Consider the following 14369-nt stretch of genomic DNA (forward strand, 5'->3'; position numbering starts at 1 on the left):
AAAGACTTGATTTTTTGAATACTTTTTTATCAAGAAAAAAGTATTGAAGAAATGAATCATTTTGTGTCAAGACAAAAATGAAAATATAATTATAATTTGAGCTAATGAATTCAGTCACACTGAGCTTGTCGAAGTGTTATTAATAATTCTTAAAAAGTTCAGAATAAAAAAATCGTACAACGAAAAACATCAAACGTAACACGTAAAAAAACAAAATGAAAAAAATAACAACAACAATATTTACTTTACTAGCCATTGGAGTATTAAATGCACAAACCATTGAATCGCCATCGAAGCATTTAAAAGTTAATTTCGAATTAACGGCTAATGGTCAACCATCGTATACGGTAACGTATAAAGGTAAAGAAATTGTAAAACCTTCAACATTAGGTTTCGTTTTAAAAGATGCAAAAGCTTTAGAAAATGGATTTACAGTTACAAATTATACGACTAAATCGGTAAATGACGCATGGCAACCTGTTTTAGGAGAATATAAAGAAATTAAAGATATTCATAACGAAGGTACGTTTCAATTAACGCAAATTTCTACCAACAGAAATGTAAATGTTACGTTTCGAGTTTTTGATGAAGGTGTAGCTTTTCGCTATGAATTTCCGAAGCAACAAAACTTAAATTATTTTGTCGTAAAAGAAGAAAAAACACAATTTAATTTAACAGGAGATCACCAAACGTTTTGGCTACCTGGTGACTTCGATACACAAGAATATACCTACATCGAATCTAAAATTTCAGGAATCGATCACAGCAAAATTGATATGAATAATGGAATTGGAGTGAAATCAATTGGGAAACCAAATTCAGTTCAAACACCATTACAAATGAAAACTGACGATAATATTTACCTAAATATTTTTGAAGCAGCAGTGGTTAATTATCCCGTAATGCATTTAGAATTTGATAAAAATACGTTTCAATTTCAATCGCATTTAGCGCCTAATGCAATCGGAGATTTAGCTTATTTACAAGCGCCTTTCAACACACCTTGGCGCACGATTATGGTGTCGGATGATGCCCGTGATATCGTAGGGAAAGGTCCACAAATGATTTTGAATCTAAATGAACCTTCTAAAATTGAAGATACATCTTGGATAAAACCAATGAAATATGTCGGAATTTGGTGGGAAATGCACGTTGGGAAATCAACTTGGGATCGTCAAGGAACTCAGAACGCACAAAACCAAGTCGGGCAGGAGGCGATTAAATTTCCTCATGGTGCGACAACTGAAAATACAAAACGTTACATCGACTTTGCTGCAAAACACGGATTTGATGGGGTTTTAGTAGAAGGTTGGAACGAAGGATGGGAAGATTGGTACGGAAACTGGAAAGAAGATGTTTTTGACTTTACAACTCCTTATGCTGATTTTGATATCAAAGAAATCTCAGCTTATGCAAAAGCTAAAGGCGTAAAAATGATTATGCATCACGAAACTTCTGGTTCAGTAGCTAATTACGAACGTCGTTTTGATCGTGCAATGGATGTAATGAAACAATATGAATATCCAGCTGTAAAAACAGGGTATGTGGGTCGAATCATTCCAAGAGGAGAATTTCACGATGGGCAAACGATGGTCAATCACTTTAATTGGACGGTAGAGCGTTTTGCAGAAAATAAAATTTTAGTCAACACACACGAAAGTTCTCGCCCTTCAGGTTATCACCGTACCTATCCTAACTACATCGCAGCAGAAGCAACACGTGGAAATGAGTTTAATGCATGGAGTTATGGAAATCCTCCAGCGCACGAAACGATTTTACCTTTCACTCGTTCATTAGGTGGACCAATTGATTACACACCTGGAATTTTCGAAACTGATATGAAAGTGTACAATGTTGGTCGTGATACTAAAGTACACACGACTTTAGCGAAACAATTGGCTTTATATGTCACGTTATATTCTCCGTTACAAATGGCAGCTGATTTACCAGAAAACTACGAGAAGTATGCAGATGCTTTCCAATTTATTAAAGATGTAGCTTTAGATTGGGACGATACAAAATATTTAGAAGCTGAACCAGGTGATTATTTAACAGTAGCGCGTAAAGCAAATGGATCTGAAAATTGGTTTATAGGAGCAATTACAGATGAAAATCCTCGTCAGACAGAAATTAAATTAGATTTCTTAACGCCAGGAGTAACGTACGAAGCAACAATTTACCAAGATGCGAAAAATGCACATTGGGATAAAAATCCAAAAGCGTACGACATCAAAAAATTGAAAGTCAATTCAAAATCAAAGCTGAAATTGAATTTAGCGGCGAGTGGAGGAACAGCAATTTCTATTTTTCCAGTGAAATAGATGAAGTTGTAAAGTACAAGACTTAAGTAATAAGGATTCTTTGAAAAACTTTGAATTGATAGTTAACGTCATCCTGAACTTGTTTCAGGATCTCATCAAATTAGGATGCGAAGCTGAAATTAATTCAGCTTGACAAACAAATCGAAGTCTTGATTTTTTGAATACTTTTTTATCAAGAAAAAAGCATTTAGAAAACAAATAGAAATAATGAATTCTGTCACACTGAGCTTGTCGAAGAGTAATGTAAAATTCTTTGACAGGCTCAGAATGACAAAATCGTAAAACGTAAAAAAATGAAAAAACTAACACTTTCAATCATATTACTTTCTACTATAGCTTGGGCACAAAACCCAAATCGTAGTTTCCAATCGTACAAAAAAGTACAGAATGGAGTAGAGGTAAAGACGAATGATGGAACTTATTATATACAACCTTATTCAGAGAAAATTGTCGAAACCTCTTTTGTACCAAATGGTCAACAAGCAAAAGATGGTTCTCACGCCGTGATTATGAAACCACAATCTGTTTCGTCTAAAATTAAAGATTCGAAAAAAGAATTAGTGATTGAAACGAAAGGGTTAAAAACGGTGATAAATAAGGCGCCGTTTCAAGTGAAATATTATTACAAAGATAAATTAGTCACTTCTGAAAAGTTAGGGTATCAACAAGTGAACGATTCGACTGAAACGATTCAATTCAACTTAACAAAATACGAAGCGCTTTACGGTGCTGGAGCTCGTGTCTTAGGAATGAATCGTCGTGGAAATCGATTAGAATTATACAATCGTGCGCACTATGGTTACGAGACAGAATCGAAGTTGATGAACTTTACAATGCCGATTGCTATTTCATCGAATCAATATATGATTCATTTTGACAATGCACCGATTGGATTCTTAGATTTTGATTCGAAAAAAGCAAACGAATTAACGTACGAAACGATTTCAGGGAATAAAAAATACCAAGTGGTCGTAGGAGATTCGTGGACAGATATGGTTAGCAATTATACCAATCTTACGGGGAAACAAGAAATGTTACCGCGTTGGGCAATGGGAAATATTGCGTCAAGAATGGGTTATCACGATCAAGCCGAAGTAAAGTTTGTGGTGGATAAATTCCGTCGAGATTCAATTCCGTTGGATGGAATCATTTTAGATTTGTATTGGTTCGGAAAAACGGTGCAAGGAACAATGGGGAATTTAGATTGGGATATAGATAATTTCAATCGCCCAGATGAAATGATTGCTTATAACAAAAAGCATGGGGTTAAAACGGTTTTAATAACGGAACCTTTTATTTTAACGACTTCATCGAAATGGAATGAAGCGGTTCAAAAAGATATTTTAGCCAAAACAAAAGAGGGGAAACCATTTACCTACGATTTCTATTTCGGAAATACAGGATTAATCGACATTTTCAAACCAGAAGCAAAAACGTGGTTTTGGAATGTGTACAAAAAATTCATTAATCAAGGAATTGATGGTTGGTGGGGAGATTTAGGTGAACCAGAAGTTCATCCAAAAGCATTACAACACATCAATGGTTCTGCCGATGAGGTGCATAATATTTATGGATCTGAATGGGCAAAATTGGTGTATGATGGCTACAAGAAAGATTTTCCAGAACAACGTCCTTTTATATTAATGCGTTCGGCTTATTCTGGAGCACAACGTTACGGAATGATTCCTTGGTCAGGTGATGTAAACCGTACGTGGGGTGGACTTCATGGTCAAACCGAAATCAGTTTACAAATGGGAATGCAAGGAATTCCTTATATGCATTCGGATTTAGGAGGATTTGCCGGAAACTACGAAGACGATGAATTGTACACGCGTTGGTTACAATACGGCGTGTTTCAACCAATTTACCGTCCACACGCACAAGAAGATGTTCCTTCAGAACCAATTTTCAAAAATTTAGCGACAAAAGAATTAGCGAAACAAGCGATTGAGTTACGTTATCAGTTAATGCCTTACAATTATACATTGGTTTATGAGAATAGTATTTCTGGACAACCTTTAATGCGTCCTTTATTTTTTGAAGATGATTCGAATAAAGAATTATTAAATGTTTCGACGACTTATTTTTGGGGCAAAAACTTTTTAGTGTCTCCAATTGTTGAAAAAGGTTTAAAAACACAGCAAGTACATTTCCCAAAAGGTGCAAATTGGTTTGATTTTTATACGGATGAAAAAGTAGAAGGTGAACAAGTTAAAGCAATTAAAACTGTCGAAAATTCTATCCCAACTTATGTGCGTGGAGGAAGTTTTATTCCGATGGCGAAATTGGTTCAGACGACAGAAGATTATAATTTAGATGAATTCGAAGTGCATTATTTCTTTGATGTAGAAGTGAAACAATCATCAGATTATATCTATAACGACGATGGAAAAACACCAAATGCATTTGAAAAAGGATTGTTTGAGAAAATTAATTTTTCATCAAAATTAGATAAATCAAAAGCATCAATAGAGATTGAAACCATAAAAGGTAAAAACTATCAAGGTTCGGATAAGAAAGTGAAAGTGATTATTCATAATGCTCCATCAAACTTAAAATTAAATCAAGGTTTAAATGGAAATTATGATGCGGCTAAAAAACATTTTATCGTAGAAGTAGCTTTACAAGCTGAAGGAAAATCACAAATTAATTTCAGTTTTTAAGCTTCAATAAAAAACAAATACAATGAAAAAATTAATATTCAGTATAGCTTTAGGAAGTTTGTTTTTAACATCTTGTTCAAAAACGATTTTACAAAGCACGCAACAAATTACAAAAAGTGACCAACCATTTGTTTGGAATGGAGCCAACGTTTATTTCTTATTAACCGATCGTTTTAATAATGGCGATTCTACGAACGATGTCAATTACGGTCGTACACAAGAAACTGCGAAATTAAGAGGTTTTGAAGGAGGAGATATTCGAGGAATTATTCAAAAAATAGAGGAAGGATATTTCACAAATTTAGGTGTTAATGCAATTTGGATGACACCTTTGGTGGAGCAAATTCACGGTGCGGTTGATGAAGGTCAAGGACCAACTTACGGTTTCCACGGTTATTGGACAAAAGACTGGACAGCTTTAGATCGTAATTTTGGAACAGAAAAAGATTTACAAGAATTAGTTGATAAAGCTCACACGAAAGGAATTCGTATCATGTTGGATGCGGTAATTAATCATACAGGTCCAGTAACGGAATTGGATGCGGTTTTTCCAGCAGATTGGGTTCGAGTTTCGCCACATTGTACCTACGATAATTATGTGAATACAACAGCTTGTACTTTGGTTAAAAATCTTCCTGATATTTTAACAGAGTCAGAATCTGATGTTACTTTACCGCCACAATTGTTGGAAAAATGGCAAAAAGAAGGTCGATTAAGACAAGAAATTGAAGAATTAAATACATTTTTTGCGAAATATAATCTTCCAAAAGCGCCGAAATATTACATCATGAAATGGTTGTCGGATTATATTCGTGATTATGGTATTGATGCCTATCGTGTCGATACAGTAAAGCATACAGAAGAAGGAGTTTGGAAGGTATTTGCAGAGATTTGTAAAGATGCATTTAATGAATACAAAGCTAAAAATCCACACAAAGCTTTAGATAATAATGAGTTTTTCTTATTAGGAGAAGTTTATAATTATACGATTAATGAAGGGCAAAATTTCTCATTTCCTGATAAGAAAGTAAACTATTTCGAACACGGATTTGATGCGTTAATCAATTTTGATTTACGTTCAACACATAATGAAACGTTTCAAAAATTATTCAATCGTTACGATGACATCATCCACAACGAAATGAAAGGGAAGACGGTGATGAATTACATTTCTTCTCACGATGATGGTTCGCCATACGATAAGAAACGTAAGGTTGCTTGGGATGCTGGAACAAAGTTATTATTAACGCCTGGAATGGCTCAAATTTATTACGGGGATGAAATTGCTCGACCATTAGAAGTTGATGGTGCAGATGGTGATGCGAATCTTCGTTCGTTCATGAATTGGGAAGATATTCAATCAAATTCTGAAACAAAAGAATTGTTAAGCCATTTTCAAAAATTAGGTCAATTCCGTCATAATCATCCAGCGGTAGGAGCAGGAAAACAAACGGTTTTACAAGCTGATCCTTATATTTTTCATCGTAAATACAACGAGGATGAGGTAATTATAGCAATGGATTATTTCAGAGAAGAAAAAGTTATTGATGTAGCTGGACTTTGGACAGATGGAACTAAAGTTAGAGATGCATATTCAGGCGAAGTTTCAGTAGTAAAAAACGGAAGAATTGTTTTAGCTTCCACTTCGGATATTGTCTTATTGGAAAAAGTAAAATAAAAGGAAAAAATACAAACATGGTTAAACAATTTTTAGCTTTAGGTTTAGTCGCTGGGCTTTTTATTACAAGTTGTGGTAAAAAGGATGAAACTAATACCGAAGCAGTACAAACAGAACAATCGGGAGAAAATATTGCTCCCTTTACTGCAGATATGGCGGAAACAGCTGTAATTTATGAAGTAAACGTGCGACAATTCTCACCAGAAGGAACTTTTGCCGCAGTAACGAAAGAAATTCCTAATATCAAGAAATTAGGTGTTAAGGTTCTTTGGTTAATGCCAATTCATCCAATTGGTGTTGAAAAACGTAAAGAAGGTTTGGGTTCATATTATTCAATTAGTGATTATCGTGGAGTTAATCCTGAATTTGGAACAGCAGAAGATTTTAGAGCTTTGGTTAAAGAGGCGCACAAAAATGGAATTTACGTTATTTTAGATTGGGTTGCGAACCACACAGCTTGGGATCATCCATGGATGAAATCTAATCCTGATTTCTATGAAAAAGATGAAAAAGGAAACTTTATTTCTCCTTACGATTGGACAGATGTTGTTTCGTTAGAATACAAAAATCCAGCATTACGTAAAGCCATGATTGCCGATATGAAATATTGGTTGGATGAATTTAACATTGATGGATTCCGTTGCGATATGGCACACATGGTACCAACAGATTTCTGGGCAGAAGCGAAGAAAGAATTGGCAAATGGTCGCGAGATTTTTATGTTAGGCGAAACAGAAGAACCAGAATTATTAAAAAATGGCGTTTTTGATGCGGCTTATGGATGGGAATTACATCATATCATGAATGATATTGCCAAAGGAAAGAAAAATGTTTCTGCGGTTGATGTTTACATGGATAGCATCCAACACAAATGGGAGAAAGATGATTATAAAATGTTATTCACTTCAAACCATGATGAAAATTCTTGGGCTGGTACTGAGTTTGAAAGAATGGGAGATGCAGTTGAAACTTTCGCAGCTTTAACGTATGCTTTACCATCTGTTCCTTTGATTTATAATGGACAAGAAGAAGATTTCAATCGTCGTTTAAAATTCTTTGTTAAAGATTCTATCGATCGTAATCCAAATGCGAAAATGCGTGGTGTTTATGAAAAATTAGGTGAGTTAAAAATCACGAACGAAGCGTTTAATGGAGGTAAAAATGCTGGTTCTTACGAGCGTTTAAAAACGTCTGATGATCAAGCTATATTAGCTTTTAAACGTAAGAAGAATTCTACTGAAGCTTATTTTGTTGGAAACTTTACGAAAGTTGCACAAGAAGTTATCGTTCCGATTTCAGGAACATTTAAAAATTTTATGACGGGTGAAGAAATTAATTTAGATGGAAATTCTAAAGTTAAATTCCAGCCATGGCAATATTATATATTAGTACAGAAATAATTTATTAAATATTGATACTTAAGTCGAATAGGAAACTATTCGACTTTTTTTATGGTATAATGATTGTGATAAACATAATAAACCATATTATCATGAAAAAAATAGTAATATCAATAATTGTACTTTCCTCATTAGCAATTTTTTCTTGTAATTCAACCCAAGAAAATAAAACAAACGATTCTTATACGGTTGTTAAAGAAGATGGTCAGCAAAAAGCTGTCACAACAGATAACGATGAAGTTGTAGTGCAGCAAACAGATTTGCCTCAATCAGCTCAAAACTTTATTAAACAGAATTTTGGAAGTGAAACAATTCAAAATGTAATTAAAGAATCAGATGTTTCTGGAGATGAGTATAATATTCAATTATCTAATGGAATCAAAATTAATTTTGATGCGAATGGAGAATGGAAAGAGGTGAAAGCTGGTGTAGCCAATCAATCTGTTGATGCTTCATTTTTACCTCAAGCTTCTCGCGAATATTTGAAAAAGAATTATCCAGAAATCGGAATCAAATCAATTGATCGTGATGCAACGGGAATTGATGTAGAATTATTGAATAATGTTGATCTAAAACTCGATTCAAACGGGAATTTTTTAAGAATAGATAAATAATTATGAACCTCTTTTTACAAAGAGGTTTTTTTATATGTTTAGAAATAAATACATTAGATAAAGATTAAATTATTTTATCTAAAATACTATACTAATCCAATAGAGTTTTAGGTATTATTAAATATCTTTACATGGTTAATTTCATCGTTATATGGATAAAAAATTTTTAAGATCGTTAATTTTTAGACATCTTGATGGTATTGTGACTGCTCCAGTTTTAGCAGCTTTAGCACACAAAGGTGTTTTGCACTATATCGTAGAAAATAAAAAAGTAACAATTTCTCAGTTATCAAATCAATTTCAAACCAACGAAGGTTATCTTAATGTAGCATTACGTGTGTTGGCCTCTCAAAATATGTTGAGTTATCAATTAATGCCAGAAAATAATCAAGTATTAATTGAAGTTAATAAATATTCAGAACGTGCATTTACGAATCTTGATATTTATGAAGATTTAGCAACATTTTTAAAATCTGATGAAGTAATTAATCGTAAAGATTTTTCAGATGATTTTTGTAAAAAATGGACTCATTTATTTGAAAAATATGAATCTTATTTAACATCAAGTAACGAACCTGAATTTATAGATAAACATTTACATTTTCAGATTTGTAAACATATCGAAGGTGCGTTAGTCGGTCCGTTAATCGTTCGTTTAGGAATGAGTGGATTATTTCATAAATATTTTATGGAAGCATCTTTCAGTGCAGATGAGTTTCATAAAAATCCACAATATTTTGAGAAAATTTTAGATTGTTTAGTAAAACTTGAGTGGTTTACAAAGCAAGGCAAAAATTACCAATTTACGGAAACAGGATTATTTTTTGCTCGTCGTGCTTCGGCTTACGGAGTTACGGTTTCTTATTTACCAACGTTCTCTAAAATAGATGATTTGTTATATGGTTCTCCATCAAAAATTAGAGAAATTAAAGATGGTGAAGATGAAATTCATGTAGATCGAGAGATGAATGTGTGGGGTAGTGGAGGAGCGCATGCTACTTATTTTAAAGTGATTGATGAATTTATCATGGATATTTTTAATCGTCCTTTAGAAGAACAACCAAAAGGAATTTTGGATATGGGTTGTGGGAATGGTGCTTTGTTGCAACATCTTTACGAAGTGGTGGAACGTTACACGTTACGTGGTCGTCATTTAGATGATTATCCTTTGTTTTTAGTTGGAGCAGATTATAACCAAGCAGCTTTAAAAGTTACTCGAGCAAATTTGATTAAAAATGATATTTGGGCAAAAGTAATTTGGGGAGATATTGGTGATCCTGAACGATTATCAAATGATTTACAAAACGATTATAACATCTCATTAAGTGAGCTTTTAAATATCAGAACTTTCTTAGATCATAATCGTATTTGGACAGATATAGATGCTACAAATCGAGTATCAACTTCAACTGGAGCATACGCTTTTAGAGGAAAAAGATTATTAAATGGCGATGTTGAAGAAAGTTTAAAACAGCATTTACAAAAATGGGCGCCTTATGTACAACGATACGGTTTATTGCTGATAGAATTGCATACGTTAGCTCCAGATTTAGTGGCTAAAAATATAGGAAATACAGCTGCAACAGCTTATGATGCGACACATGGTTTCTCGGATCAATATATTCTAGAAGTTGATGTTTTTCACAGAATTTGCCAGGAAGCAGGATTAAATCCGGATAATAAATTATTCAAGAAATTTCCTGATAATGAATTAGCAACGGTAAGTATTAATTACTTGAAAGCATAAAAAAAAGCGAGGTGAAATCCACCTCGCTTTTTTAAAATCTATACTATTTAATTTTCGGATTATCTTAAAACTACGTCAGCTTGACTAATTTTAAATCCATTTTGGTAAATGTCAATTTTATAAGTTCCAGGCTCAAAAGAAGCATCTTCCCAATCAAAAGTTACTGTTTGTCCAGCTCCGTTTTGGTAGTTAATATTTACTTTATCAGAGTAAGTAACTTCGTCACCAGAATGTAATTTTAATGTTCCAGATTCAGCTCCACCAAATTTTCCGATCTGACCGTTTGGTTTACGAATCGCAACATAAATTTCTTTATTTCCACTAACTGCACGAGAATTTCTATCAATATCAAAAGAAACTCTAATTTTATCTACTTTGTTAGCTTTATTTTTAGTTACTTCTTTTCCGTTATTACGCACTTTTAATGGAGCGATTTTATGGTTAGAAACAGATAAAGTTGTACTTAATTCTTCTTCTTTTTGTTGAGCAACTTGTTTTTCAACGATACGTTCAGTTCTCTCATTTGCCAATGTTGTAGTAATACTATCACGCTCTGTTGTTAATAAAGCATTATTTTTTACTAAGATTGCATTTTCTTTCTCTAAACGAATAATTTCAGATTTATAGGTAGAAATTTCAGCTTTTAAATTTTTAATCATCGATTCAGCTTTTGCTAAATCTTGTTTTGATGCATTCGCATCATTTAAAATCTTGTTAATCTCTTCTTGTTGAATTTTAATATCGTGCTCTTTATTTGCTAATAAACCATCGTTATCAACAATAGAACTCTTTAAAGTCTCGAATTCGTCTTGTAAATTTTTATAATCAAATTCTAATTGAGATTTTTCAGAAGAAATTGCTGATAATTCTTTTACAGATTTATTTAAAGTTTCTTGATCGTTTTTGTTGTCAATAAATTGATAAGCATTAAAACCTAAACTCAGTAATAATCCAACTCCTAATGCAATAGGAAGGGTCGAGTTATTTGATTTTTTTTGATCTTGTTCCATTGTAATGATTTTTAGTTATTGTGTTTTTTATATTTTTCAATGTGTGTTCATGCAAAATTAGTTCCAAAAATGAAGGCAGCCCTTAAAGACTGCCTTAAATATTGATATCTAAAGTATTATTTTTTAAATGTACCTGTGTAAACTGAAATGATTTTTTCTAAATCAATGTATTTTTTCATTGCTTCATTTACTTGGCTTAAAGTTAATTTGTCAATTTTCTTTTCTAATGCAGTAAATTCATCAAAAGAAATATTATTTAATAAATAATTTGTTGATAAAGCCAATAAAGTACCATCATTTCCTAAAGCTGTTTCACGGCTTGTTTTCCAGCTAGAAATATTTGATTTTAATTCTTCTGCAGTGAAACCTGATTTTGCTGCTTTAATAATTTCATCTTTAACAGCATTTTCTACAGCATCACGTTTTGTTGGATTAAGAAATGCATAATAACCCCAAGAAGCAGATTCGTTTTTAGGATCCGAAGGCACGTCTAAATAGGATCCAGCACCATAACTAATTCCTTCTTTTTCTCTCAGTCGCATTGGGATACGAGCTGCTAAGAAACCTCCACTACCTAAAATTTCATTTGCAATAACCAAAGCTGGATAATCAGAATGGTTTTGATTCATTTTCAGATTTAAACCACCAACTGCAGCTGCATTTTCTTTATCTGCAATGTTAATGATTTTATCATTTTTAACTGTTGCATGATATGTTGGATATGCTTTTTCGTATTTTGATTTAGAATTCCATTTACCAAAAGTATCATCTATTAATTGTTGAATTTTTTCTTTTTCATTCATACCAATTACTGAAGCAGCACCATTATTTGCGCCAAAATAATTTTGATAGAAATTAACTAAATCTGTACGTTTTACTTTCTTGATATCATCAATCATCTCTTGAAATGTAGAGGTATAAAATAAAGATGATTTAGGATAATTATTAGTTAAACGCTGAATTTCTGTAAAAGCAACAGATTGTGGATCGTTCATGTTTCCTTCTAAATAAGTAACATTTTCGATTTTTAATTTTTCTAATTCAGCTTCTGGGAACGTAGGTTCAGTAATCATTTGCTTTACAATTTTCATTGTTTCTGCAAGTGATTTTTTGTAGGTGTTGATATTAACAGTTAAATTCTGACCAGAAAAACCAAAATAAACAGAAGATTTTAATTCATCTAATTTATCTTTAATCTGTTCTTTCGTCATCGATTTTGTTCCCGCCAATAATAACTGAGCAGCCATACTTCCAATTTCTTGTTTTCCTGCTAAATCCTTTTCATTAGAGATAGGTAAATTTAAAGAAATGATTACTTTTTCACCTTTAATCTCTTTATTGATAATTCCGTATTTCAGTCCATTATTTAACTTTCCTTCAGCGTAATTAGCTTTTAAATTAGCTATTGAAGCTTCAAAAGCTTTTGCTTCTTTTTCAACTTCTCTACCTTTATAATTAGTAACTAAATTTTTGATTTCTTTAGAAGAAACTTCGTTTGGTAATACACGGATTTCATCTTTAGTCGGAATAAAAATTCCAACCGTTCTGTTATTCTCTCTAAAGTATTTTTCTGCTACACGTTTTACATCTGCTAATGTTACTTTTTCAACATTATCACGGTAAATAAAGTTTAAGCGATAATCTCCAGAACCGATAATTTCTGTTAAGTTAACCGCTTGCCCGATTGTATTATTTTTTAGATTTTCTAATTGTTTAGCAATAGAAGATTGGGCACGTTTTACATCAGCCTCTGTATAATTGTTTGATGCAATTTTATCTAATTCTGTACGAACTTCATCGCGTATTTGTTTGATGTTTTTTTCTTTGCTTACTTCTGCACCAATAAACATAAATCCTGCATCTCTTAATTGGGGAGAAAAGGACCAAATTGAAGAAACTTTATGTGTATCTACTAAAGATTTGTATAAATATCCAGAAGGATCAGAAGTTAATATTTCCTCTAAAACAGATAATGCTGCGTAGTCTTTGTCGGCAAATGGAGCTGTGTGATACATGATTCCAACCGCTTGACTATCTCCAGCACGTTTTACTTCTACAAACTTTTCTCCATCTTGTGCAGGTTCCTTAGTTTGTATCTCATCTAAAGCTCTGGCTGGTTTTGCAATCGCACCAAAATATTTGTTTACATATTCTAAAGCTTTTTTCTCGTCAAATTTACCTGCAACGACTAACACTGCATTATCAGGTTGATAATATTTTTCGTAGAATTTTCTTAATTGTGGCGCTTTAACACGTTCGATATCTTCACGAGAACCAATTGTTGAATTTCCGTAATTATGCCAAACATATCCTGCATTAATCACTCGTTCCATTAAAACACCCATTGGGTTATTTTCGCCAATTTCAAATTCATTTCTTACAACAGAAAATTCTTTATCTAAATCTTCTTGAAGAATGGTAGCATTAATCATTCGATCAGCTTCCATCTCAATACTCCAACGTAAATTTTCTTCAGAATAAGGGAATATTTCATAGTAATTTGTACGGTCGTACCAAGTTGTTCCGTTGGCATTACCACCTTTATCAGATAACATTTTTTTGATGTCACCTAAATTTTTGGTGCTTTTAAAAAGCATATGCTCTAATAAATGCGCCATTCCTTTTTCACCATATCCTTCGTGTTTAGAACCTACATGATAGGTAATATTTACAACAACATTACTTTGTGATGCGTCCGGAATAAATAAAACCTGCAAACCGTTGTTTAATTTATATTCTTTTATTCCTTCTACTTGAGTAACGAATTGCGCCGTATTGGTTGTTGATTTTTGCGCAATTGCGTATGGTGCAGTTCCTAGTATAAAGGCGAATACAAGGCTATATAGAGTTTTTTTCATAGAATAAATATTAATGTTTAGATTATAAATTTATTAAATTTAGTGTCTAATAAGTTGTAAATAGTATGGTTATGTTAC

8 protein-coding genes are annotated in these 14369 nt (G+C 32.7%); 6 read left to right on the forward strand and 2 right to left on the reverse strand.

Annotated elements, in window-relative coordinates:
- Window positions 1-215 precede the first annotated feature (215 nt).
- From J9309_RS06655 to J9309_RS06680, 6 genes are all read left to right on the forward strand, one after another.
- Window positions 216-2321: a glycoside hydrolase family 97 protein gene (locus J9309_RS06655; RefSeq protein WP_230477802.1), complete on the forward strand. Its 2106-nt coding sequence runs from the start codon at window positions 216-218 to the stop codon at window positions 2319-2321.
- A gap of 293 nt (window positions 2322-2614) precedes the next feature.
- Window positions 2615-4984 (forward strand): glycoside hydrolase family 31 protein, encoded by a 2370-nt coding sequence (locus J9309_RS06660; protein ID WP_230477803.1) that lies wholly within the window; start codon window positions 2615-2617, stop codon window positions 4982-4984.
- A gap of 22 nt (window positions 4985-5006) precedes the next feature.
- Window positions 5007-6662: an alpha-amylase family glycosyl hydrolase gene (locus J9309_RS06665; RefSeq protein WP_230477804.1), complete on the forward strand. Its 1656-nt coding sequence runs from the start codon at window positions 5007-5009 to the stop codon at window positions 6660-6662.
- A 17-nt stretch (window positions 6663-6679) separates the two neighbouring features.
- Window positions 6680-8062: an alpha-amylase family glycosyl hydrolase gene (locus tag J9309_RS06670; RefSeq protein WP_230477805.1), complete on the forward strand. Its 1383-nt coding sequence runs from the start codon at window positions 6680-6682 to the stop codon at window positions 8060-8062.
- Between the two features lie 92 nt (window positions 8063-8154).
- Window positions 8155-8676 (forward strand): PepSY-like domain-containing protein, encoded by a 522-nt coding sequence (locus J9309_RS06675; RefSeq protein ID WP_230477806.1) that lies wholly within the window; start codon window positions 8155-8157, stop codon window positions 8674-8676.
- A 151-nt stretch (window positions 8677-8827) separates the two neighbouring features.
- A complete protein-coding gene (locus tag J9309_RS06680) occupies window positions 8828-10423 on the forward strand; it encodes a class I SAM-dependent methyltransferase (protein ID WP_230477807.1) in 1596 nt (531 codons plus the stop codon).
- Window positions 10424-10482: 59 nt separating this feature from the next.
- On the opposite strand, the gene J9309_RS06685 is transcribed toward J9309_RS06680, so the two are convergent.
- Both J9309_RS06685 and J9309_RS06690 read right to left on the reverse strand, forming a co-directional pair.
- Window positions 10483-11433: a hypothetical protein gene (locus J9309_RS06685; protein ID WP_230477808.1), complete on the reverse strand. Its 951-nt coding sequence runs from the start codon at window positions 11431-11433 to the stop codon at window positions 10483-10485.
- Window positions 11434-11549: 116 nt separating this feature from the next.
- A complete protein-coding gene (locus J9309_RS06690) occupies window positions 11550-14291 on the reverse strand; it encodes a M16 family metallopeptidase (RefSeq protein ID WP_230477809.1) in 2742 nt (913 codons plus the stop codon).
- Between the last annotated feature and the right edge of the window lie 78 nt (window positions 14292-14369).

The sequence above is a fragment of the Faecalibacter bovis genome (genome assembly GCF_017948305.1).
GTDB classification, from domain to species: Bacteria; Bacteroidota; Bacteroidia; order Flavobacteriales; family Weeksellaceae; genus Empedobacter; species Empedobacter bovis.

Coding starts and splice junctions, on each gene's coding strand:
- J9309_RS06685 (WP_230477808.1), bottom strand. CDS start 11,433: ATGGAACAAGATCAAAAAAAATCAAATAACTCGACCCTTCCTATTGCA.
- J9309_RS06655 (WP_230477802.1), top strand. CDS start 216: ATGAAAAAAATAACAACAACAATATTTACTTTACTAGCCATTGGAGTA.
- J9309_RS06660 (WP_230477803.1), top strand. CDS start 2,615: ATGAAAAAACTAACACTTTCAATCATATTACTTTCTACTATAGCTTGG.
- J9309_RS06680 (WP_230477807.1), top strand. CDS start 8,828: ATGGATAAAAAATTTTTAAGATCGTTAATTTTTAGACATCTTGATGGT.
- J9309_RS06665 (WP_230477804.1), top strand. CDS start 5,007: ATGAAAAAATTAATATTCAGTATAGCTTTAGGAAGTTTGTTTTTAACA.
- J9309_RS06670 (WP_230477805.1), top strand. CDS start 6,680: ATGGTTAAACAATTTTTAGCTTTAGGTTTAGTCGCTGGGCTTTTTATT.
- J9309_RS06690 (WP_230477809.1), bottom strand. CDS start 14,291: ATGAAAAAAACTCTATATAGCCTTGTATTCGCCTTTATACTAGGAACT.
- J9309_RS06675 (WP_230477806.1), top strand. CDS start 8,155: ATGAAAAAAATAGTAATATCAATAATTGTACTTTCCTCATTAGCAATT.